General features: G+C 69.2%; 24 protein-coding genes. 15 read left to right on the forward strand and 9 right to left on the reverse strand.

All coding sequences use genetic code 11. The features are described 5' to 3' along the window. Positions 1-79: 79 nt before the first annotated feature. The 4 genes from ACFWMR_RS02785 (at position 80) to ACFWMR_RS02800 (ending at position 4847) form a co-directional block, all read left to right on the forward strand. Positions 80-916 (forward strand): hypothetical protein, encoded by an 837-nt coding sequence (locus ACFWMR_RS02785; RefSeq protein WP_378376487.1) that lies wholly within the window; start codon positions 80-82, stop codon positions 914-916. Continuing rightward, positions 913-2028 carry an o-succinylbenzoate synthase gene (gene menC, locus ACFWMR_RS02790; RefSeq protein ID WP_378376489.1) on the forward strand — a complete coding sequence of 372 codons (1116 nt, stop codon included), beginning with the start codon at positions 913-915 and terminating at the stop codon, positions 2026-2028. Before ACFWMR_RS02785 ends, menC begins: the two co-directional genes overlap by 4 nt. A gap of 629 nt (positions 2029-2657) precedes the next feature. Beyond that, positions 2658-3953: a choice-of-anchor B family protein gene (locus ACFWMR_RS02795; protein WP_378376491.1), complete on the forward strand. Its 1296-nt coding sequence runs from the start codon at positions 2658-2660 to the stop codon at positions 3951-3953. Positions 3954-3965: 12 nt separating this feature from the next. Then, positions 3966-4847: a hypothetical protein gene (locus ACFWMR_RS02800; protein WP_093936802.1), complete on the forward strand. Its 882-nt coding sequence runs from the start codon at positions 3966-3968 to the stop codon at positions 4845-4847. Here the strand turns inward: ACFWMR_RS02800 and ACFWMR_RS02805 are convergent. Then, entirely contained in the window at positions 4828-4956 is a 129-nt protein-coding gene (locus ACFWMR_RS02805; RefSeq protein WP_378376493.1) for a hypothetical protein, read from the reverse strand. The two genes, ACFWMR_RS02800 and ACFWMR_RS02805, sit on opposite strands and share 20 nt — an antisense overlap. A gap of 114 nt (positions 4957-5070) precedes the next feature. On the opposite strand from ACFWMR_RS02805, the gene ACFWMR_RS02810 reads away from it, so the two are divergent. From ACFWMR_RS02810 to ACFWMR_RS02825, 4 genes are read left to right on the forward strand one after another with little or no spacing between them, the layout of a single operon-like run. Continuing rightward, positions 5071-5679, forward strand: coding sequence for a SecDF P1 head subdomain-containing protein (locus tag ACFWMR_RS02810; RefSeq protein ID WP_093936804.1), 609 nt, complete (start codon positions 5071-5073; stop codon positions 5677-5679). Positions 5680-5739: 60 nt separating this feature from the next. Continuing rightward, entirely contained in the window at positions 5740-6798 is a 1059-nt protein-coding gene (locus ACFWMR_RS02815) for an LLM class flavin-dependent oxidoreductase (RefSeq protein WP_093936805.1), read from the forward strand. A 9-nt stretch (positions 6799-6807) separates the two neighbouring features. Continuing rightward, a complete protein-coding gene (locus ACFWMR_RS02820; RefSeq protein WP_378376495.1) occupies positions 6808-7698 on the forward strand; it encodes an AraC family transcriptional regulator in 891 nt (296 codons plus the stop codon). Between the two features lie 58 nt (positions 7699-7756). After that, positions 7757-8221: an SRPBCC family protein gene (locus ACFWMR_RS02825; RefSeq protein ID WP_378376497.1), complete on the forward strand. Its 465-nt coding sequence runs from the start codon at positions 7757-7759 to the stop codon at positions 8219-8221. A 7-nt stretch (positions 8222-8228) separates the two neighbouring features. Here ACFWMR_RS02825 and ACFWMR_RS02830 read toward each other — a convergent pair whose 3' ends face one another. After that, entirely contained in the window at positions 8229-9191 is a 963-nt protein-coding gene (locus tag ACFWMR_RS02830) for a M64 family metallopeptidase (protein ID WP_093936808.1), read from the reverse strand. Between the two features lie 102 nt (positions 9192-9293). Here ACFWMR_RS02830 and ACFWMR_RS02835 point away from each other — a divergent pair, with 102 nt between their 5' ends. The 3 genes from ACFWMR_RS02835 (at position 9294) to ACFWMR_RS02845 (ending at position 11375) form a co-directional block, all read left to right on the forward strand. Continuing rightward, positions 9294-10262 (forward strand): LysR family transcriptional regulator, encoded by a 969-nt coding sequence (locus tag ACFWMR_RS02835; RefSeq protein ID WP_093936835.1) that lies wholly within the window; start codon positions 9294-9296, stop codon positions 10260-10262. A gap of 73 nt (positions 10263-10335) precedes the next feature. Continuing rightward, a complete protein-coding gene (locus tag ACFWMR_RS02840; protein ID WP_378376499.1) occupies positions 10336-11088 on the forward strand; it encodes a S1 family peptidase in 753 nt (250 codons plus the stop codon). 56 nt (positions 11089-11144) lie between these two features. Next, positions 11145-11375 carry a hypothetical protein gene (locus ACFWMR_RS02845; RefSeq protein ID WP_167406294.1) on the forward strand — a complete coding sequence of 77 codons (231 nt, stop codon included), beginning with the start codon at positions 11145-11147 and terminating at the stop codon, positions 11373-11375. Here ACFWMR_RS02845 and ACFWMR_RS02850 read toward each other — a convergent pair. The 4 genes from ACFWMR_RS02850 to ACFWMR_RS02865 form a co-directional block, all read right to left on the reverse strand. Further along, positions 11365-11496, reverse strand: a complete 132-nt coding sequence (locus tag ACFWMR_RS02850) for a hypothetical protein (RefSeq protein ID WP_279629239.1) — start codon at positions 11494-11496, stop codon at positions 11365-11367. The two genes, ACFWMR_RS02845 and ACFWMR_RS02850, sit on opposite strands and share 11 nt — an antisense overlap. A gap of 173 nt (positions 11497-11669) precedes the next feature. Next, the gene (locus ACFWMR_RS02855; protein WP_093936836.1) at positions 11670-12659 is read right to left on the reverse strand and encodes a helix-turn-helix transcriptional regulator; all 990 of its coding nucleotides are present in this window, start codon (positions 12657-12659) and stop codon (positions 11670-11672) included. 12 nt (positions 12660-12671) lie between these two features. Beyond that, positions 12672-13325: a S1 family peptidase gene (locus ACFWMR_RS02860; RefSeq protein WP_378376501.1), complete on the reverse strand. Its 654-nt coding sequence runs from the start codon at positions 13323-13325 to the stop codon at positions 12672-12674. Between the two features lie 258 nt (positions 13326-13583). Next, positions 13584-13943, reverse strand: a complete 360-nt coding sequence (locus ACFWMR_RS02865) for a hypothetical protein (protein ID WP_093936811.1) — start codon at positions 13941-13943, stop codon at positions 13584-13586. A 197-nt stretch (positions 13944-14140) separates the two neighbouring features. On the opposite strand from ACFWMR_RS02865, the gene ACFWMR_RS02870 reads away from it, so the two are divergent. Next, positions 14141-17584, forward strand: a complete 3444-nt coding sequence (locus ACFWMR_RS02870; protein WP_378376503.1) for a CARDB domain-containing protein — start codon at positions 14141-14143, stop codon at positions 17582-17584. Between the two features lie 42 nt (positions 17585-17626). Here ACFWMR_RS02870 and ACFWMR_RS02875 read toward each other — a convergent pair whose 3' ends face one another. Then, the gene (locus tag ACFWMR_RS02875) at positions 17627-18181 is read right to left on the reverse strand and encodes a TetR/AcrR family transcriptional regulator (protein ID WP_378376505.1); all 555 of its coding nucleotides are present in this window, start codon (positions 18179-18181) and stop codon (positions 17627-17629) included. Between the two features lie 97 nt (positions 18182-18278). On the opposite strand from ACFWMR_RS02875, the gene ACFWMR_RS02880 reads away from it, so the two are divergent. From ACFWMR_RS02880 to ACFWMR_RS02890, 3 genes are all read left to right on the forward strand, one after another. Beyond that, positions 18279-19181, forward strand: coding sequence for an NmrA family NAD(P)-binding protein (locus tag ACFWMR_RS02880; protein WP_378376507.1), 903 nt, complete (start codon positions 18279-18281; stop codon positions 19179-19181). 17 nt (positions 19182-19198) lie between these two features. Continuing rightward, the gene (locus tag ACFWMR_RS02885) at positions 19199-19948 is read left to right on the forward strand and encodes an aminoglycoside adenylyltransferase domain-containing protein (protein ID WP_378376508.1); all 750 of its coding nucleotides are present in this window, start codon (positions 19199-19201) and stop codon (positions 19946-19948) included. Positions 19949-20028: 80 nt separating this feature from the next. Next, a complete protein-coding gene (locus ACFWMR_RS02890; protein WP_378376510.1) occupies positions 20029-20955 on the forward strand; it encodes an alpha/beta hydrolase family protein in 927 nt (308 codons plus the stop codon). Positions 20956-20958: 3 nt separating this feature from the next. Here ACFWMR_RS02890 and ACFWMR_RS02895 read toward each other — a convergent pair whose 3' ends face one another. Beyond that, positions 20959-21876: a S66 peptidase family protein gene (locus tag ACFWMR_RS02895; protein ID WP_378376512.1), complete on the reverse strand. Its 918-nt coding sequence runs from the start codon at positions 21874-21876 to the stop codon at positions 20959-20961. Positions 21877-21888: 12 nt separating this feature from the next. Further along, entirely contained in the window at positions 21889-22284 is a 396-nt protein-coding gene (locus tag ACFWMR_RS02900; RefSeq protein WP_378376514.1) for an ATP-binding protein, read from the reverse strand. Positions 22285-22313: the final 29 nt, after the last annotated feature.

Consider the following 22313-nt stretch of genomic DNA (forward strand, 5'->3'; position numbering starts at 1 on the left):
AACGCTTGCCCCAACTCGATCTGAACGATGATCTCGATGCCTGTGTGGTCACCCTTTCGTTGATCGAAGATGCAAAATCGTGGATCTCAGCGCACGGATGAGCGCGGCGAAGGCCGCCAAGAAGTCCGGTGTCCGCATGGCGGCACTGGAATCGATGGCGGACGCTTTCGCCTGCGAGCGGTTCCTGTCCGAGGTGTGGCGGACCGGTCCGGACCATCCGCCGATCGCCGCCGACGTCGTCAAGGCGATGGCCGACGCCGGGGGTTACGTGATGGGAGCGTTCGACGGCGACCTGCTTCTCGGCGCCTGCATCGGCTTGTGGGGGCCGCCCGGACGGCCGGGGATGCACAGTCACATCGCCGGTGTCGATGCCGAGGCCCGCGGCCGCGAGGTCGGCTTCGCGCTGAAGCTGGATCAGCGGGCCCACGTCCTCGAGAACGGCGCCGACCGGATCACCTGGACCTTCGACCCGCTCGTGGCCCGCAACGCCCACTTCAATCTGGGCAAACTCGGTGGTACGGCGGACGAGTACCTGATCGACTACTACGGGCCGCTGTCCGACGGGCTGAACCACGAAGACGAGTCGGATCGCCTCTTGCTGCGCTGGGACCTCCTCGGCGAGCGGACCCTGGCGGCGTGCGACGACAACCGTCCCGCGCCCGCGGACCCGGTTCCGCCCGCGCTGCTGGACATCGAGGACGATCGCCCGGTTTCCCGGCCGTGCGGCGAAGAAACGGTGCTGGTCGCCATCCCGCCGGACATCGACCTTCTCCGGATCCGGCGGCCGTCGATCGCCCGGGACTGGCGGCTCGCCGTCCGCGAAACCCTGGGCGCGCTGCTGGCCGACGGAGCCCGGCTGACCGGCTTCGACAAGGCCGCTTGCGGCTACGTTCTCACCCGGGGCGAGGGACGATGAAGATCGAGCGCGTCGCACTCCGGCGGATCGCGCTGCCGCTGGTCAGCCCGTTCCGTACTTCGCTCGGCATCGAGTACGAACGCGTGGCGCTTCTGGTGCAGGTGACCACATCGGACGCCGAAGGCTGGGGAGAATGCGTCGCCGGGGCCGATGCCAGCTACTCGTCCGAGTACGTCGAAGGCGCCGAAGACGTCCTCCTGCGGCACCTCGTGCCACCGCTGCTGGCGGCAGGGAGTATGACCGCGCACACCGTGGCGCCGCTGCTCGCCGGGGTCAAAGGTCATCGGATGGCGAAGGCCGCGCTGGAGATGGCCGTCCTGGACGCCGAGCTCCGCGGGCACGGCTTGTCGTTCGCGGCCGGGCTGGGAGCCGTCGCCGACAGCGTCCCGAGCGGCGTCTCCGTGGGCATCATGGACTCGGTGCCGGAACTGCTCGACGCCGTCGCGGGCTACCTCGCGCGGGGCTACCGGCGGATCAAGCTCAAGATCGAACCCGGCTGGGACTTCGCGCCGGTGCGGGCGGTCCGCGAGCGGTTCGGTGACGACCTGCTTCTCCAGGTCGACGCGAACGCCGCCTACACGCGCGCCGACGTCCGCCACCTCGCCCGCCTCGACGACTTCGACCTGCTGCTGATCGAGCAGCCGCTCGACGAGGAAGACCTGCTCGGGCACGCCACTCTGGTCCGGAGCCTGCGCACTCCGATCTGCCTGGACGAATCGATCGTGTCGGCCCGGTCCGCCGCCGACGCCATCGCGCTCGGGGCCTGCCGGATCGTCAACGTCAAACCCGGCCGCGTCGGCGGCTACCTCGAAGCCCGGCGCATCCACGACGTCTGCGCCGCGTCCGGTGTCCCGGTGTGGTGCGGCGGGATGCTCGAAACCGGACTCGGACGGGCGGGCAACCTCGCGCTGGCCGCACTGCCGAACTTCACCCTGCCCGGCGACGTCTCGGCGTCGGATCGGTACTACGAAACCGACATCACCGAACCGTTCGTCCTGCGGGACGGAAACCTGGCCGTGCCGACGGGCCCCGGCCTCGGTGTCGTGCCGATCCCCGAGGTGCTCGGCGAGGTCACGACGTCGGTGCGAGAACTTATCGGCGAGGATTATTGAGAGGCAAGGCAAGTGTGGCGTGTCCGCGGAACGGGTCAGTGACTCTGCGTGGCGCCGGGCCTCGGGTGCCGACTGTGTGGATTTTGGTGCGTTGGACGCTCAGAAATCCACACAGTCTCGCGTGCCCGGACCGGTCACCACGGTCAGGTGGCCCGAGAAGCTCCAAGGGTGTGTGGAAATAGGACATTCAACGTCCCTGTTTCCACGCGCCTCTCACCCTGAGTGACAGCCCACGCTCTCGCCGGCCACAACGACGCGACACCTTTGCCTTACCGCACAACAGAACCCCCTTTGTCGCTCACGACCCTCTCTTAAGCCGCACGGCGCGGAGGAGAACGCCTTGCCGGTGACCGTGCCCACCGCCGTCTCGCAGTTCCCGGCCGATCCGGGCCGACCGAGCTCCGCTGGGCGGAGCGGCGCTACCGGAACCTGCACCGCTGGACCGAACTGGAGCGAGGCGGCCATTTCCCGGGACTGGAGCAGCCGGACCTGCTGGTGTCCGAGACAAGGCACGCGTTCCGGACGGTCTGATCAAAACGGTTAAAAGCCTCAGACCTTCGGAGGGATACGACGGCGGTGGGCGCTCCTATCGTCGGAGGCCGACCGAAACCCGGTGAGGAGCCCCTCTGATGAAGCTCGTGCGCATGATGGGACTGGCCGTGCTGACGGCGTCCGCGTTGGTGTTCTCGATGACGGCGGCGTCCGCGCACGACCCCGAGACGGCGGAGGGGCAGGCGGCGGCCAGGACGTTCATGGCCGATCACGTGCCGGCCGAGCGGCACGCCGTCACCGGCACCGCGGCGGGAGTGCCCTGCGTCAACGGCAAGGCCGACATCTACCCGTGCAAGAACGTCGACCTGCTCAGTGTGCTGCCCCTGTCGGGTCTCGGCGGTGGGAACGGCAACGACATCTGGGGCTGGACCGATCCCTCGTCCGGCAAGGAATACGCCATCGTCGGGCGGACCAACGGCACCGCCTTCGTCGATCTGAGCACACCGACCTCGCCGAAGTTCCTCGGCAACCTCCCGTCCAACGGCGGCAGCAGCTCGTGGCGGGACATGAAGGTGTACAAGAACCACGCCTTCATCGTGGCCGACTTCATCACCGGGCACGGCATGCAGGTGTTCGACCTGACCCGCCTGCGCGCGGTCACCACACCGCAGACCTTCACCGCCGACGCCCTGTACAAGGAGTTCGGTCCCGCGCACAACATCGCGATCAACGAGGAGACCGGATTCGCCTACGCGATCGGCTCCGACACGTGCAGCGGCGGACCGCACATCGTCGACATCCGGAACCCGAAGGCGCCGGCCAAGGCGGGCTGTGTCTCACAGGACGGCTACACCCACGACACCCAGTGCGTCGTCTACCGCGGACCGGACGCGGCCTACCGCGGCAAGGAGATCTGCTTCAACGCCAACGAAGACACCCTGACCATCGTCGACGTCACCGACAAGGCCAGGCCGGTCCAGATCTCCCGTAAGGGTTACTCGGGCGCGCAGTACTCGCACCAGGGCTGGCTGACCGGTGATCAGCGCTACTTCCTGCTCGACGACGAACTGGACGAGTCGCGCGGCACCGACAAGCGCACCAAGACCTACGTCTGGGATCTGGCCAAGCTGTCCGCCCCCGTGCACACCGGCGTCTACAGTTCGCCCGCCACCGCGATCGACCACAACCAGTACATCAAGGGCCAGTACTCCTACCAGGCGAACTACCAGGCCGGTCTGCGCATCCTCGACGTCAGCGGGGTCGCGTCGGCGAAGCTGTCCGAGGTCGGCTACTTCGACATCTATCCGTCGGGCAACGCGGCGAACTTCAACGGGGCGTGGAGCAACTACCCGTACTTCGCCAGCGGCATCGTCATCGTCAACGGCATCGAACAGGGCCTGGTCGTGGTGAAGCCCACTCTCGCCGGGAAGTGACCGGGACCGATCGTGCGTAAGCCCCGGATCACGGATTGGTTGTTCCTCGCGCTGGCCTTGGTGATCGGTGCGGCGGCGGTGCTCGTCGCGCTCCGCCCGACACCGGGCTCCGCGCATTCGGCTCACCAGCAACCGGTCGTGACGGCCGATCTGATGCCCGCCGCGCACAGCGACGGACTGTCGGAGGCGGAAAGCGGGTACCGGTTCGAGCGGGTCACCACACCCGCCGTCCGGGGTCCCGAGGTGCCGGTCGCGTTCCGGATCCTCGGACCCGACGGACGGCCCGTCACCCGCTTTCTGGACAACCAGACCAAACAGCTGCACTTCTTCGCCGTGCGCGACGACATGAACGTCTTCCAGCACGTGCATCCGGTCCTGGACGGGGACGTCTGGCGCACGAGTCTCGCGCTGACCGACGGCGGTGCCTACCGGATGTTCGCCGAGTTCGTCCCGCTCGACACCAAGGACCCGAAACATCCGGTGGTGCTCGGCGTCCCGTTCACCGTTCCCGGTGACACCAGCTTCGTCCCGGTGCCCGCTCCCGCCGGGGGCACCGTGACGAGCACGGGCTACCGGGTGGAGCGGGCGGAGGGAACGAGCCGGATCCCGGTGATGCGGGCGCAGGTTCTCCGTTTCGCCCTCCGCGGCCCGGACGGCGCGCCCATCACCGCCGTCGATCCGCATCTGGGCGCCAACGGGCATATGACCGGGTTCCACACCATGCTGCTGTCGGCCACACACCTTCATCCGGTCCAACCGGTCGGCGCGGCGCTGGTCGACGGCGAGCTGACCTTCCACTCCCTGTTCTCGGAACGGGGCGAATACCGGTTGTTCCTGGAGTTCTCGCACGGCGGGAGGGTGCACACGGCCGCCGTCACCGTCGCGGTGGACTGACGGAAACGACCTCGGCGATCTTCGGCGGCGCACCGCCCGGCGCCCAGAGCAGCCGGACGCGGTCGGTCACGACGTCCCGGGCAGGCAATTCGGTGTAGCCGCCGGTCATCCTGCCGGGGCTAGGTCGGTCTGGGTGATTTCCGACAGTGAGCGCTGACCGACTCGGTGCTGCAAGCCTGGCGTTTCGCCCCCATGAGGACGCCGGACACGACAGAATGACCCCGTGCGAATCCTCTGTGGTGTGGTCGCCCTCGTCCTGCTCGCTCTCGCCGGCTGTCAATCCGGGGTTTCCGGGCAACCCGAGCCCGAAGGCGACAGTTTCGCGGTCAAGGACGGATCCCGGTTGAGGTTCCGGCCGGTCCTGGCCGAGCTTCCACCTGGTCCGGCGACGGGCGCCGCGACGAACCGGCAGAGCGCGGACCCCGCCGAGCAGCAGGCCGCCGCGGCGGCGCTCGACTGCTCGCCGGGGCCGGACCCGTTGGACGGCGGTGACGATCCGGCGCTCCCGCTGGTCGCCTGCGACCGCGTCCAGGGCACGAAATACCTGCTCGGGCCGGCCTTCCTCACCGGAGCCGACCTCGGCAAGGCGAACGCGCGGCTGGATCAGTCGGGCAGTTCGATGGTGGGTCTCAGCTTCACCGACGCGGGTTCGCGGAAGTGGGCCGAGTGGACCGCGGCGAACGTCGGCAAGCAGGTCGCGATGGTGCTGAAGAGCCGGGTGCTGACCGCGCCGTCGATCCAGTCCGCGATCACCGGCGGGGAAACCCAGATCACCGGCAAGTTCACCCTGCCCGAAGCGCGGCAACTGGCGCGGGACATCGCCGGCGCCTGAGCCGGAATAGGATCACCGCCGCCGACGTTTGAGCGTTCAACTACTTCAGGGGAGTTGGACATGGGTTACGAGATCCTGGGCACCCGGCACGAGCCGACCTTCGGGCTGGACACCTTCGGAGACGTCGAGAACGGCCCGGACGGCCAGCCGGTGAGCCAGGCCGAGGCCATCCGCCAGGTCGTGGCCGAGGGGGTGCTCGCCGACCAGGTGGGCATCGACTACTTCGGTGTCGGCGAACACCACCGCGCGGAGATGGCGGTGTCGTCGCCGGACGTCGTCCTGGCGGCGGTCGCCGGCCAGACCGAACGGATCCGGCTGGGCACGGCGGTGACCGTGCTCAGTTCGGACGACCCGGTGCGTGTCTACGAGCGGTTCGCCACGCTGGACGCCGTTTCCCGGGGGCGCGCCGAGGTCACGCTCGGCCGGGGCTCGTTCACCGAGTCGTTCCCGCTGTTCGGTTATTCGCTGGACGACTACGAGGCGCTCTTCGCCGAGAAGCTCGACCTGTTCACCCACCTGCAGGGCGAGAAGCCGGTCGACTGGTCGGGGACCGTCCGTCCCGCGCTGGAGGGCGCGCAGGCCTTCCCGGTCACCGAATCGGGCAGCCTGCCCGCTTGGGTCGGTGTCGGCGGCACCCCGCAGTCGGTGGTCCGCGCGGCCGCGTACGGCCTGCCGCTGGTGATGGCGGTGATCGGCGGATCGCCGGAGCGCTTCACCCCGCTGGCCGACCTGTATCGGCGCGCGCTGAAGGAGGCGGGACACCAGGAGCTGCCGATCTCCATGCACAGCCCCGGTCACATCGCCGAGACCGACGAACTCGCGATGGCCCAGCACTTCCCGCACCACCAGGCCGCCTTCGCCAAGATCGGCGCCGAACGGGGCTGGGGCCCGATGTCCCGCGCCGACTACGACGCCATGGCCGGTCCGCGCGGCGCGCTGTTCGTCGGCTCTCCCGAGACCGTCGCGCGGAAGATCGCCTGGGCGATCCGGACCCTCGGCCTGTCGCGATTCCAGCTCAAGTACAGCGTCGGCGCACTCGGGCACGAGCAGCGCGCGAACTCGATCCGGCTCTACGGCGAACAGGTCGTGCCGCGGGTCAAGGAGCTCCTGAAGGACTAGCCTCGAAGCGTGGTGTTCGACTCCGAGCGATTCGACCTTCAGCCGTACACCGGTTTCGACATGTCCCGCTATGTCCGGCGGACCTATTGCAGCTGGGAGGATTCCGGCTGGGAATCACTGCTCGTCCAGCGGTTCGACCACGTTCCCGTCGCCGAGGACATGCGGTTGCCCGCCGTCGCGGATCTTCATCTCGTCCTGCCGCTGTCAGGCAGGGCGGAGATGGAGACCCGCGGCGAAGGCCGGTGGAACCGTCATCAGTGGGAGCCGGGGCGGCTCGAACTCGCCGTTCCCGGCAGGCCGGTGCGGCGCCGGTACCGCGGCGACGAGTCGATGCGCAGCTTGCAGGTGCACCTTCCGGGCACCACCGTGGAGTCCGTCGCCGCCCGCCTGGGTGGCCGCGCGGTGGACCACGAGGCGATGGCGGCTTCCGTGGCCGGGGGAGACCCGCTGCTCGGCGAGCTCGTCCGGGCGGTCGGGAAGGCGGGGGAGAACGACGACCTGTACGCCGAATCCGCGGCCGCCTTCCTCACCGTGCACCTGCTCACCCGGCACGCGCGGAAGCCGCCTCCGCCGGACGCGGGGAAAGAGGACAACCGGGTCCGCGCGGCCGTGGCCCTGATGCGTGATCGGCTGGCGGATCCGCTCGGCCTTGCCGAAATCGCCGGGGAAGTGCACCTGAGCGTCTATCACTTCATCCGGGTCTTCAAGGAGAAGACCGGCGAGACACCGCACCGGTTCCTCGCCAGGCTCAGGATCGAAGAGGCGCAGAGACTGCTGCGCGACACCGACCTTCCCATCGCCCGGATCGCGAGCAGATGCGGGTTCGCCACCCCCGGCGCCTTGTCGGCCGCCTTCCTGCGGCACACCGGAACGCGTCCATCCGGGTACCGCAATCCCTGACCACCGCACCGCAATCCGACGCATGGCCGCCGGGGCCGCCCGTTCCTAGGGTGATCTCGTGAGTAGTTCTGGAACGCAGTCGTACGACGTCACCGCCGAATCGACGGCACCGCCCGCCGCGGTGTGGGCACTGTTGCTCGACGCCCGGAGCTGGCCGTCCTGGTCGGGCGTCGGCTCCCTGGAAGTCGGTGCTTCACAGGGACTTTCCGCCGACGGACGCGACGGTGTCGGAGCGATCCGTGCCTTCCGTACCGGCAAGACGGTCACCAAGGAGCGGATCACCGCGCTCGACCCCGAACGCCGGTTCTCCTACGAGGGCGTGGACGTCCCGGTGATGGTCGATTACCAGGCCGCCGTCGAGCTGCGCGAGACACCCGGCGGCGGGACCCGGATCCGTTGGCACGGAACGTATCGCGTCGGCCGGGGCAAGGCGTTGTTCTTCCGGTGGTACCTCGGCCGCTTCATGCGGGCCATGGCGACCGGGCTCGCCGAGCACGCCGGCGGCCCGGCCCGGAGACCATGACGCCGGATCAGTGCCGGGCGGCGGCTTCGCGGTGGAAGCCCGCGATCATCGCCTCGGTACTCGGCGGGTTGAAGGGCTGCCCGAGCGTGCGCATGAGCGAGTTCACGCTGGGGCGGTACATCCCGGTCTTGCAGTAGCGGGATCCTTCGAAGGCGCCGACCGTGCCGCCGTCGGGGGACGGCTTGCCGAGCCAGCTGTACCACTTGGCGCGGCGATCCTTCATCTGCTGGGCCGTGAGCGCGGACGCGTTGGGCTCACGCGGTTCCCGGGTTTCGCACGTGCCGTAGTCGTACTCGTCGGCCAGCCCGCCGATGGAGTGCCCGAGTTCGTGGGCGACGATCTGACTGGCCTGGATGTTGCCTCCCGAAGAGGTCGCGACACCGCCGCCCGCCCCGCCGTACTTGGTGGTGTTGGCGAGCATGATGACCTGATCGACGTCCGGCGCGGCGGCGGCGTACTGATTCGCCTTGGTTTCGTTGACGCACAACAGCCGCTCGATCCCGCCGCACCAGAAGTACGAGCCCAGCGCGGTGTTGCGCCGCACCCCCTGGGTCGGATCGTTGGTGATGCCGGACTGCGGGGAGACGACGTCGACCTGCCAGAGGTTGAACTGCTTGCGGTAGCTCTTGTACGGCTCGATGGCGAACAGCGCCGCGATGCTGGAGCGGACGTGCTGCGAGTACGTGCCCAGCTGCGAGGAGGTGTAGCCGTCACCGACGAAGACCAGGTCGAAGGTGGTCTCGCTGGGGCCGTTGGTCTCGATCGGGGTCACCGCGGCGGCGTTCGCGATCGACTGTGGGGCGGCGGTGCGGTCCGAGGAGGGCCGGGTGACGTCCACCCGGGTGATGGTCCCTCCGGGTTCGAAGGCCTCCATCGACGTCGTGAATCGGGGGGCCGCCGACGCCGTCGCGGGGGTGAACCCGGCGACGAGGATGGCGGTCAGCGCGACCATGAGACAGGCACGTCGCATGTGTACTCCTTGCGGGGATGGGGAGAAAGGGGAGGAGTACGAAAAACGATCCCGACTTTCGACGGCTTCCGGCACATCCCAAACAGCCATAAGGTCCGCGTGATGGACGTCGAGTTACGTCACCTGCGAGTGGTGTGCGCCGTGGCCGACGCGGGCAGCATCACGCGCGCGGCGATCGGGATCGGCAGCTCCCAGCCCGCGCTGACCGCCGCCGTGCAACGGATCGAGCGCGCGTTCGGCGGGGCCTTGTTCGTGCGCGGCCGGGACGGGGTCTTTCCGACGGCGTTCGGTGAATGCGTGCTCGTCCGCGCGCGGGCCGTCCTCGCCGCGGCGGACACGATGCACCGGGACGCGGCCCGCTGGCTGGCGGACGGGGAGGAACGTCCTGTCGCGCTGGGTGGGATCGGCGGTTCGATGGTCGTCGAGCTGGCCGACCGGCTCGGTGATTCCGGGCGGGGGCAAGCGGTTTCGGTGACCACCGAGTTCTCGCCGTTGCGGCTGCTGGATCTCGTCGTGGGCGGGCAACTCGACGCCGCCGTCGTCGCCGACTATCCCGGTCACGCCCTGCCGTCGGCCCCGGGGGTGATGTCGCGGCCGCTGGCCACGCAACCGGTGTTCGTGGCGATCGCCGCGGATCATCCGGCCGCCGCCCGCGCCGAGATCGAGCTGGCCGATCTCGCCGGGGAACGGTGGGTGCTCGGGCCGTCCGACGGGGCCGGCTGGCCGGAGTGTTTCGAGGAAGCTTGCGCGCGGGCGGGATTCCGGCCGCAGGTCGCGCACCGGAGTACGGAACTCCGGCCGCTGCAACGCCTGATCGCCGCGGGCCGGGCGATTTCCCCTTGCCAGGTCACCTTTCCCGCTTCACCGGGGATCACAATCCGTTCCCTCGCGGGGGATCCGTTGTGGATGCGGTACCTGATCGCCTGGAGCACCGAAGGAGCCTTCGGCGGGCACAGCGACGCCCTGATCGCCGCGGCCGAGGCGGCCTACCGGTCCGACACCGACAGCAGTCACGCCTACCGCCGCTGGCTCGCGCGCCGGGAGGAACCCGCCCGGCGTGCCATCGGGTGACACCTGGTCGGGGAATTCCCCTTGTCGGGGCGGTGGTCCTAGCCTCGGAACCCCACCGACGAAGGGTAAGAAATTGCGTCTGCGCGCCCTGCTGGCCGCTGCTGTCCTGACCATCACCACCGCTCCGGCCGCGCTCGCCGCGCCGGACGTCGCCCACGGCACCGACGTGCCACCAGGGCAATTCGGGTTCGTCGCGAAGATCGCGATGACGAAGATCCCCCGCCCGGACGGTTCGACCTACGGCAGTTTCTGCACGGGAGCGCTGATCGCGCCGAGCTGGATCATCACCACCGGACACTGCTTCCACGACGCGCACCGCAAGCGGGTCTCGGGCAAGGTGCCGTATCCGACGACGGTGACGTTGGGGCTGGTCGACGAGGCGACCGAATCAGGCGTGGCCCGTAAGGCGACCGAAGTACGGCAGGCGAAGGAAAACGACGTCGCCCTGATCAGACTCGACACCCCGGTGACCACGGTTTCCCCGCTGACGGTGAACCGGGCGGTCCCGCAGATCGGCCTGCACCTGACCTTGGCGGGCTGGGGCAGCCTGACCGCCACGAATCCCGCTCCGGCGACACGGATGCAGCAAGGAACCGTGCAGGTGGCGACGGTGGCCCCGACGACGGTGGGCGTCCGCGGCGCGGCGCCGTCGATCACGACCAGCGCCTGCACGTACGACTCGGGAGCTCCATACTTCGTCCCCGGCGGCAAGAGCGGCGCGCTGGTTTCTCTGGAGGCCACCGGACCGGACTGCCCGCACGCCGGGGTCGAGACGACGTCCCGCGCGGACGTCATCGCGGACTGGATCGCCACCCAAACGGGGTAGTGCTCCGTTTCGGCCGGTCACGGGGCGGGTAGTGGCGTGGGCAAGGAGGTACAGCGATGACGAGTGTTCGAATGACCGCGCCTCCGGCGCCGCCGGACCCCATGCCGCCGGATCCCGGGGTGCCCGAGCCCGGGATCCCCGAGCCGGTGCCGGATCCGGGCAGGCCCGAGCCGGTGCCGGACCCCGGGGTGCCCGAGCGGGTCCCCGATCCGGGACCGGATCGCCCGTTGCCGGAACCCGAAAGCCCGCCGGAAGGCCAGCCTGGGCCGGCCGGGCTCAGAGGGTGAACGCGAGCCAGAGCGCGAACCAGGCGCAGGCCGCGATCGCGACGACGACCGCGAAAACCCGCAGACCGGCGGTGGCGATCCGGAGCGACGCCGTCTCGTGGTGCTGTCGGTGATTCCCCATGATGCCGCCCTCCTTTCAAGATCACCTTCCGCTCTCCGCGCGTTCGGCGCAGCGGGGATGGTCTGTCAGGGTGACCCCATCCGGGTGAGGGCAGCCCGCATTTCGTCCTCTGGATGCGGTGGTTCGTATCGCGGACGACCGCATCCAGAGGACGAAACGCGTGGCTCGGCCGGTCAGAGCCAGCCGTGGTGGGCGGCGAAGACCCCCAGCTGGAACCGGCTGGAGACACCCGCGCGGTCCATCAGGGTTTCGAGATAGCGGAACAGGGTGCGCCTGCTGACGCCGAGTTCGGCGGCGATCTCGTCGTCCTTGCGCCCGGCGGCGAGCAGGATCAGCAGCTCACGTTCGATCGGCCGGATCGGCTGCTCGGCCGTCCGTCCCCGCTGGTCGAGCGGAAGCGCCGCCGCCCAGGTGGTTTCGAACAGGCCCTCCAGCGCGGAGAAGAGACTGCACGGCCGCACGATCACGATGGACTGGTTGCGGTCGGCCTCGCGGATGGTCAGTGCGATGGTGGCCGCCCGGTCGTCGAAAAGCGTCAGTTTCACCGGGAGCTCGGGCAGCAGCCGTGCCTGCTCGCCCGCGCGCAGGCACGGCAGGATGTTCGCGGTGAGGTAGCCGGGATCGCCCAGTGAAGCTCCACTGTAGACACAGCGATAGGTGATCCCGCGCCGCAACTGCTCCTCCTCCAGGAGGTTGCGGCGACCGCCGGTGAAGTAAGGCGGGGAATCGAGGCGGCGCACCTGTCTTCGCACCAGGGTCGCGAGGTGCTGAAGCCGGGGGAGGATCGCGTCACCGGTGACCACTTCGAGCAGGTCCTGCGCGTGCGGCATCCCCGAATGCGCCCGCCGGAACGCGCGGTACGCGGTCTGGACCGCGAGCCGCGCGTCGTGCAGTTCGGCCTGCCGTCTCGTGGTCAGCGCGGCGAGCGCCTCACCGGGGTTCGCGGGGACGAACTCGGCTCCGTCCACTCCGGACGACACCGCCAGCCCCGCGTCCGCCAGTTCCTTCAATGCCAGATGGACGGTCTCCGCGTCGTCCTCCCGCCAGGCCAGTTCCCCGGCCGTCACAGGCGCGTTTTCGAGCATCCGGCGGTAGATCCGGGCGGCGGTCTCCCCGAGGCCCAGCCTGAGCAGTTGCGCGCCGAGCTCGTCGGGGAGACTCACCGGTGTCACGACCTAGACGCCCGACGTGTCGCGGATCCAGGTGCGGTTCGCCGAGATGGCGGTGTGCGTCGAGCTGTCCACCTTGTTGCCCGCGATGTGCACGCCGACCTGCTTGCCGCCGACGAAGACCGGTCCGCCCGAGTCACCGCCGTTGGTCAGGCCGTCGCCCCGGCGCGCCTTGATCAGTCCACTCCCGACACTGCTCACCTTCATCTGGGCGACCTTCAGGTACCGCTGGAGGTCACCGTCTTCGTTGTAGCCCCAGCCATAGACGTATTCGGTGTCGCCGGCCGAGACGGAAGTGCCCAGTGACGCGTAGGTCGTGCTGACCGAACGGTCGAGCCGCAGCAAAGCGATGTCGGCGCCGCTGGAGGGGGTGTAGATGGCGGACGCCACGGCGTAGGTCCCGGCCTGGTGGTCGACGTCTCCGACACGGACCGAATACTTGGCGCCGGGTTCGTCGATGCAGTGCTGGGCCGTGAGTACCCAGCGGGCGCCGATGATCGAACCGGAGCACCACTGCTCACCGTTCTGCTCGATCATGGCGGCCCACGGACCGGACTGGGCGTATCCGCCGTCGATGATGGGGGCCGCGCCGGCGGCGGGGGTGACCGTCACGAGCCCGGCCGCGCACAGCAGTGCGGTGAAGAGACCTCGGATGCGCATGGTGCCTTCCAATGCAGGGGAAACACAGAGGAGAAAGAGGAAAACGACGGCGCGTCTTTGACCACGGCGGGATCGCCAGGGGTCGCCTGGCCGGATCCGGTGCGGTTTTCCCATGCTAGGCAAGCGGATACGGCGGTTGATAGCGACTAAAGACGGGAGAAGGCGGCGCGGGGCGGCAGGGCACCCGGAGTGTCGGCACGGGAGTGCCGTTGGCACCGATGTGTCACGGACGGACCGGTGCCGAGCATGAACAGACGCCTAAACGCGGGTCTTTCGCTTCCGGGACGGCTTCGGGTCGAGCAGTTCTTCGGCGAGGAGGATCGCCCGATCCGACAGCGTGACGGACAGCCGCTCCACCGAATCGCCGATCCGGCCCGCTTCCCGGCGCACGCCCTCGCCCACGGGTTCGCTGTGCCGATCGGCCAGACCCGCGAGCCTGCTCCCGGAGACCACGACCAGATCGGCGAGGCGTTCACCCAGTTCGGTCAGCCGGTTCGCCGTCCTGCCCGCCCGCCGGGCCACCAGGTCTTCGGTCTCCCGGCGCAACTCCCGCACCGCGGACCTCGACTCGGTCGTCGTCCCGATGAGTGCGGACTTCAAGGTTTTCGTCACGTCCATCAGGAATCGACCTCCGCGCGGCTCGGCTGCATTTGAGTGTACGGCTGTACACCGAACTGCGGAATAGGCGTCATGTCGATCCAGGGCAAGTCGCAAAATTTCTGAAACATGTCAACTTCTTGCATTTTGTCACCGGGTTGTTGCATGCTCGTAAAGCTCTGGCTCCCTCCCCGCTGTCTCAAGGAAGAGAAGACGCCATGACACGTATGCGCCTGTCCCGGATCGTCGCCGGTCTCCTGGTCGCAGGGCTTTCCGTCGCCGGACTCTCCTTCGCTTCAGCCGCGAGCGGCCCACCCCCGGGTACCGCCGCCCCACCCGGACCCGCCGCCCTCGCCGAGGTGCCGTTGACCCGCACGGTGTCGGCGGGCAGCGCGCTGCCCGGCTATCCCGTCGCGAACGCCGTCGACGGAAACCGGGAAAGCTATTGGGAATCCGCGGGCAACGCGTTCCCGCAGTGGATCCAAGCCGACCTCGGGGCGGCCAAGACCCTCTCGCGGATCGTGCTGAAACTGCCGTCGGGCTGGGAGTCCCGCACCCAGACGATCGGCGTGCGCGGAAGCGCCGACGGCACGGCGTTCACCGACCTCGCCGCGCCGACCGGCTACACGTTCACCCCCGGCGCCGACACGGTCTCGATCCCGATGACCGCGTCGGCCCGCTACGTGCGCTTGCAGATCACCGCGAACACGCGATGGCCCGCCGCGCAGCTTTCGGAATTCGAGCTCTACGGGCCCGGCACCGGCGACCCGCAGGAACCGGGCACGCCTGCGAATCTCGCGTCGGGCAAACCGATCGAAGCCACCTCGACGGTCCACTCTTTCGTCGCCGCCAACGCCAACGACGGCAACACCGCCACGTACTGGGAATCGGCCGCCGGATACCCGAACTCGCTGACGGTGAAACTCGGGGCCGACGCGGAGGTCGAGTCGGTCGTGGTGAAGCTCGATCCGGGCACGGTCTGGGCCGCGCGGACACAGAACTTCGAGGTCCTCGGCCGTGCTCAGGGCGCCACCGCGTTCACCACCCTGTCCGCGCGGGCGGATCACCGCTTCGACCCGGCCGTGGGCCAGAACTCCGTGGTCATCCCGGTGAACGGACGAGCGTCGGACGTACGCCTCCAGTTCTTCGCCAACTCCGGCGCTCCCGGCGGTCAGGTCGCCGAGTTCCAGGTGATGGGCACTCCGGCGCCGAACCCGGATCTCGTGGTCACGGGCGCGACCTGGACACCGTCGAACCCGACGGAGACGAGCCCGCTTGCCGTGTCGGCGACGGTGAAGAACACCGGCACAGCGAACGCGGGCGCGACGACCGTGAAGGTCAGCCTCGGCGGCACCGTCGCCGGTGAGGCGGACGTCCCCGCCCTCGCCGCGGGCGCGTCCACCACGGTGACGGTGAACGCGGGTACACGTCCGCAAGGGACCTACAGTGTCGCGGCCTCCGTCGACCCGGACGGCAGGGTGGCGGAGCAGAACGAAACCAACAACACCTTCACCTCCCCGACGTCGCTGGTCATCGGTCAGTCGCCGGGGCCCGACCTCGAGGTCACCGGTATCACCTCGAGCCCGCCCAACCCGGCCGCCGGTTCGGCCGTGTCGTTCACCGTCGCGGTGCGCAACCGCGGCACCAGCCCCGCCGGCACCTCGGTGACCCTGCTGGCCGTCGGAGGCACCACGCTGACCGGTGCCACCGGCGCGATCGAGGCGGGTGCCACCGCGAACGTCGCGATTTCGGGCACGTGGACCGCCGCCAACGGGGGCGCGACCCTGACCGCGACGGCCGACGCGACCGGCACGGTCACGGAGACCAACGAGTCCAACAACAGCCTCTCGCGGGCGATCGTCGTCGGCCGCGGCGCGGCGGTCCCGTACGTCGAGTACGAGGCGGAAGCCGCGCAGTACCAAGGACAACTGCTGGAGGCCGACCCGCTGCGCACCTTCGGCCACACGAACTTCGCGACCGAGTCCTCCGGCCGCAAATCCGTGCGGCTGGCGAACCAGGGCCAGTACGTCGAGTTCACGTCGTCGAACCAGGCGAACTCCATCGTCGTGCGCAACTCCATCCCCGACGCCCCCGGCGGTGGCGGGCAGGACGCGACACTCAGTTTGTACGTCAACGGGACTTTCGCGCAGAAGCTGACGCTGTCGTCCAAGCACAGCTGGCTCTACGGCAGCACCGACGATCCCGAAGGCCTGACGAACACCCCGCAGGCCAACGCGCGAAGGCTGTTCGACGAGTCGCACGCGCTGCTGTCGCGGTCCTACCCGCCGGGCACGAAGTTCAAGCTGCAACGCGACAGCGGTGACAACGCCGCGTTCTACATCGTCGACCTCGTCGATCTGGAACAGGTCGCGCCCGCCACGGAGAAGCCGTCGAACTGCGTGTCCATCACGGAATACGGAGCGGTGCCGAACGACGGGAACGACGACTCGGCCGCGATCCAGCGCGCGGTGACCGACGACCAGAACGGCGTGATCGGCTGCGTCTGGATTCCGGCGGGGCAGTGGCGGCAGGAGAAGAAGATCCTGACCGACGACCCGAACGTGCCCAACGGCGGTGGTCAGTACAACCAGATCGGCATCTCGAACGTGACGATCCGCGGCGCCGGGATGTGGCATTCGCAGCTGTACTCGGAGATCGAGCCGCAGAACGCGGGCGGCATCAACCATCCGCACGAGGGCAACTTCGGGTTCGACATCGACAAGAACACCCAGATCTCCGACATCGCCATTTTCGGGTCCGGCCGGATCCGGGGCGGGGACGGCGGCGCGGAAGGCGGCGTCGGCCTCAACGGCCGGTTCGGCACGGGAACGAAGATCTCGAACGTGTGGATCGAGCACGCCAACGTCGGCGTGTGGGTCGGCCGGGACTACAGCAATCTCCCGGCGCTCTGGGGTCCGGCCGACGGCTTGGAGTTCAGCGGCATGCGGATCCGGAACACCTACGCCGACGGCATCAACTTCACCAACGGCACCAGGAACTCGAAGGTGTTCAATTCTTCGTTCCGCACCACCGGTGACGACTCGCTCGCGGTGTGGGCGAATCAGTACGTGAAGGACACTTCACAGGACATCGCGCACGACAACGTGTTCGCCAACAACACGATCCAGCTTCCGTGGCGGGCCAACGGGATCGCGATCTACGGCGGGTACGGCAACAAGATCGAGAACAACGTCGTCCACGACACGATGAACTATCCGGGCATCATGCTGGCGACGGATCACGATCCGCTGCCGTTCTCCGGGGAGACGCTCATCGCGAACAACGCCCTGTACCGCTGCGGCGGCGTGTTCTGGGGCGAGCAGCAGGAGTTCGGCGCGATCACGTTCTTCGCGCAGGGCAAGGACATTCCCGGGGTCGTCCTGCGGGACACGGAGATCCACGACTCGACCTACGACGGCATCCAGTTCAAGACCGGTGGCGGAGTGGTGACCGCTGCGGTGAACGGCGTCAAGATCGACAAGTCGAACAACGGCGCCGGCATCCTCGCGATGAGCGGCGCCCGCGGCAGCGCGACCTTGACGAACGTGACGATCACGAATTCGGCGGACGGCGACGTCGTCCGTCAGCCGGGGTCGCAGTTCGTGATCAACGGCGGACCGGTTCCGGCGGTGGTCTCGTCGGGCCGCCGCAGCATCCGGTAGGCGGGAAAACCGGGGCCGGGGCGGGAGACCGCTCCGGCCCCTTCATGTCCGGGGGCTCAGGCCCGCCACGGCGAGCCGGAACAGCCGGTCGGCCTGCGCGGCGGGATCCGGGTAGTGCTCGGTGGCCAGGACGATGCCGACGATCAGCGTGATCAGGTCCGCGACGGTGGTTTCCGGCGCCACCACACCGTCCCGCGCGGCCCGTCGCAAGAGCGGGTCCCCGGCTTCCTCGATGGCGGCGGAACAGGAATTCTCGTGCGTGGGACCGTCGTAGGCGAGCGCGGCGGCCAGCCCGCGGGCCGACACGGAGTAGGAGACGACCTCGTCGAGCCAGGTCAGGAGCGCCTTCCGGCTGTCGTCCTCGCCGGTCAGTTCGACGGCGCGAGCGCACAGCGCCGCGATCCGTTTCGCGGAGACGGCCTCCAGCAAGGCGCGCCGGGTGGGGAAGTGGCGGCGCACCGTCGCCGAGCCGACGTTGGCGGTGCGGGCGATCTGCTCCAGCGAGGCGCCGGAGCCATGGGCCGCGACCTCTTCTTCGGCCACCGCGAGGATGTGCGCGTAATTGCGCCGCGCGTCGGCGCGCCGGCCGTCGGACATGTCTTCACCTCGGTGTTTGCGTAAATGGCGGGCCCCGACATATCGTAGCGGACGATAAGTGGCGGGCCCCGCCGTTTAGCTGCCCGAAGGAGCGATCATGTCTTCAGCACCCGTTTTGGTCACCGGCGCCACCGGCAGGCAGGGTGGCGCGACCGCCCGCGCCCTGCTCGCGGCGGGCGTTCCCGTCCGTGCGCTGGTGCGCGACCCGGCCAAGGCGAAAGCCCTCGAAGCGCTCGGCGCCGAACTCGTCGTCGGTGATCTCCACGACGTCGATTCCGTGACCCGGGCCGCCAAGGGCGCCCGCGCCGTCTTCTCGGTGCAGATGCCCGGTGTCGGCGCGGAAGGGTTCGACTTCGCCGGGGAGGTGACTCAAGGCGTCAACCTCATCGAGGGCGCGAAGGCGGCCGGAGTGCCGCAGTTCGTGCACACCTCCGTGTCCGGAGCCGGTCAGCACGTCGACGCGCCCGGCTGGGCCGAAGGCCGGTGGGCTTCGATGGAGCCCACCCTGGGTGCCAAGGCCGCGATCCAGGACCGTCTCCGCGAGGCGGGCTTCCCGCGGTGGACCCTGCTCAAGCCGGGCTTCTTCATGGAGAACTTCCTGCCCGACATGAGGTTCCTGTTCCCGCGCGGCGTCGACGGCGGCCTGGTGAGCGTCATCAAGCCGTCGACGAGCCTTTCCCTGGCGGCAGTGGACGACATCGGCGTCGCGGCCGCGGCGGCCATCGCCGATCCGGACCGGTTCAGCGGGATCGAACTCGAGCTGGCGAGCGACTTCCTGACCATGACGGAGATCGCCGAGGTCCTTTCGGGAGCGCTGGGTACCCGGCTGACGGCGCCGGACATGAGCGTGGAGCAGGCTGTCGCCGCCGGGATGCCGCCGATGGGCGCTTCGCACGAGTGGCTGAACGTGATCGGTCAGCCCGGGCGGCCGCGGTTCGCGCGCGAACTCGGCATCCCGCTCACGGGTTTCACGACCTGGGCGCGGAAATACCTTGCGTAGTGCGTGATCGTCTAGGCATGCGCATCGAGCCTCTGCTGGACCATCTCGACCGTGAGAATCCCGGTGACGTCCTCGGGCTGTACCTCTACGGGTCCGCTGCCGCGGGCGGGCTGAAACCGGACAGCGACGTCGATCTGCTGCTGGTCACCCGGCGGTCGCTCGGCGAACCGGAACGTGCCGCGCTGGTCTCCCTGTTGTCGCGGCTTTCCGGCTGGCGTGGCCACGCCGGACGTTTCCCTGAGGCGGTGAGCCGTCGTCCGATCGAGCTCACCGGGCTCGTGGCCGGGAACGAGAGGCATCGGCGGGATTTCCAGTACGGGGAATGGCTTCGGGAGGACTTCGCCCAGGGATGGCTTCCGGAGCCCGCGGATGATCCCGACGTCGTGATCCTCGCGGCCACGGCTCATTCGGCGCACCGGGTCCTGTGGGGCCCCGCGCTCGCCGACGTCGTCGATCCGGTGCCGCCGGACCTGCTCCGAAGCGCGGCCCTCGGCGTCATCCCGGACCTCGTGTCGGAGATCGAAGGCGACGAACGCAATGTCCTGCTCACCCTCGCGCGCGTCGTCGTGACCGTCGAAACCGGCGGGATCGTCTCGAAGGACGTCGCGGCGGCCACCGTCGCGACGGCACTCGACGGCGCCGACCGCGTGCTGTTGGAGCGCGCGCGGGCGGGCTACCTCGGCACGGCTTCCGATGACTGGACCGGTCTCTCGGCCGAGGTGGCCTCGCTCGCGCGCGTCCTCGCGGGCATGGCCGGGGGAGTTTGACAAAGCGGAACACTGCTCCGTATGTTTGTGGAACAGTGTTCCGCTTAGTGCGGTGCCGTCATGCAAGGGAAAGAGTCACCATGAGCGCCAACACCCTCACGCCGGTCCTCTCGGTCGCCCCGGTGGTGCTGCCGACGCCGGATCGGTCCGTGGACCTGCAACTGCGCGTTTCCGCGCCCGCGACCGGAAGCGGGCTGCCGGTCATCCTGCTGTCGCACGGCCAGGGTCCCTCGAACCATCTCTCGTCGCTCAACGGTTACGCCCCGCTCGTGAACCACTGGGCGGCGCACGGGTTCGTCGTCATCCAGCCCACCCACCTGAGTTCGCGGACGCTGAACCTGGCGCCGGGCGATCCGGAAGCGCCGCTGTACCAACGATCCCGGGCCGAGGACATGAGCCGGATCCTGGACCGGCTCGACGAGATCGAGGACGCCGTCCCGCAGCTGCGCGGGAGGCTGGACCGGAGCAGGGTCGCCGTGGCCGGCCATTCGATGGGCGGGCACACCGCGAGCCTTCTGCTCGGCGCTCGCTACCGCGATCCCCGCAGCGGTGCGGAAGTGAACCTCGCCGAGCCCCGGATCTCCGCCGGTGTGCTGCTCGCCGCGCCCGGCCGCGGTGGCGACGCCGTCACCGGATTCGTGGCCGAGAACTATTCCTTCTTTCTCAGCACGGACTTCTCCACGATGACGACGCCCGCGCTCGTCGTCGCGGGGGACAAGGACGCCTCGGCACATCTGACGGTTCGTGGTCCGGAATGGCACACCGACCCGTATTTCCTTTCGCCGGGACGCAAGACGCTGCTCACCCTGTTCGACGCGGAGCACGGGCTCGGCGGGATCTCCGGCTACGACGTCGCGGAGACGACGGACGAGAACCTGGAGCGCGTCGCGGCGGTGGGGCGCCTCACCTGGGCCTACCTTCGTTCCGAGCTCTACCCCGGGGACGCGGCCTGGCGGACGGCGTGCGACGGACTCGTCCCCGGGCTCGGCCGGGTCGAGGCGAAGTAGGTCTCAGCCCACCGCCGGTCCGACGGTGAGCGTTCCGGCGTCCGTGTCCAGGGTGGCGGCCGGCCCCAGCGGCAGGGACAGTGGATCGGGGCCGTGTCCGACGTCGATCCCACCGAGCACCGGGACTCCCAGCGAGCCGAGCCGGTCCTCGAAGACGTCGACGAGTGTCCAGCCGCGATCGGTGTAGTCCTCGAAACCGGGAAACCGGCCGAGCGCCACACCGCGGACGCCGCGGAGCGCGCCGGATCGGATGAGCTGGGTCAGTTGCCGGTCGATCTGCCCGAGGCCGATGGTCCGCTCGGCTTCGAGGAACAGGATGGTGCCCGCCAGCGACGGCAATCCGGCGCCGACGGCGTGGGCGACGGTGCCGAGATTGCCGCCGACGAGGTCGCCGGTGGCGCTGCCGGGCACTTCGGCCGCGACGGTCATGGCTCGCGGATCACGGTGCAGGACCGTGGGTTCGCCGGTCATCAGCAGCCGCCGGGTGGCGGCCGAAGAACGTGCGCCCGCCAGGTAACCGTGGATTCCGGCCAGCCCGCAGTGATGCCACAGCGCGAGGTGCAGGGCGGTGATGTCGCTGAAACCGACCACCGGCTTGGGATCGGCGCGAACCGCGTCGAAGTCGATGTCGTCGGCGATCCGGTACGCGCCCGCGCCGCCGCGGGTGGCGATCACCGCGCGGACGCCGGGATCGCGGAACGCGTCGTCGAGATCGGCCAGGCGGTCCTCGTCCCGTCCCGCCATGTACCCCCACCGGTCGAGCGCGTGCGCGCCGACTTCGACCACGAGTCCCCAGCTTTCCAGCACCGCCGCGGTCTCGGCGAGAAGCTCGCGGCTCGGAAAGCTGGCGGGGGACACCAGTCGGACGCGATCACCCGGCCGCGGCATCGGCGCCACGAGGGTGCTTCGCGAAACTGTCATCCGATGATCGTGTCAGAGCACCGGGATCTCCGCCCACACCGTTTTGTATTCCGTGCCGGTGGCGACGCCCCATTCGGTGCTGATCGCCTCCACCAAGGCCAGCCCTCGCCCGTGCGGGCTCGTCGGGTCCTGTTTGGTCACCCGGCGGGGCCGCAGGTGCGGGCGGCGGTCGTCGACCTCGACCCGGACCACGTCCCGATCCGAAGCGACGGACACTCTGAGTTCGGCGACGCCGTCCGCGTGTTCGTGCGCGTTGGTGACCAGTTCCGTGGTCAGCAGTTCGGTGTCCGCCATCGTGCCGCGTCCGACCTCGCTCAGCTGCTCCCGGAGCCAGGCCCGGACCTCTCCCAGCGGCGGGGCGCCACCGGCGGGGAATTCGTACGCTTGCCGTGTTCCCGTAATACCCACGCGTGTCTCCTTAGCGGGTTTCCCAGCTG

It is taken from the genome of Amycolatopsis thailandensis, assembly GCF_042723255.1.
GTDB lineage: Bacteria > Actinomycetota > Actinomycetes > Mycobacteriales > Pseudonocardiaceae > Amycolatopsis > Amycolatopsis thailandensis.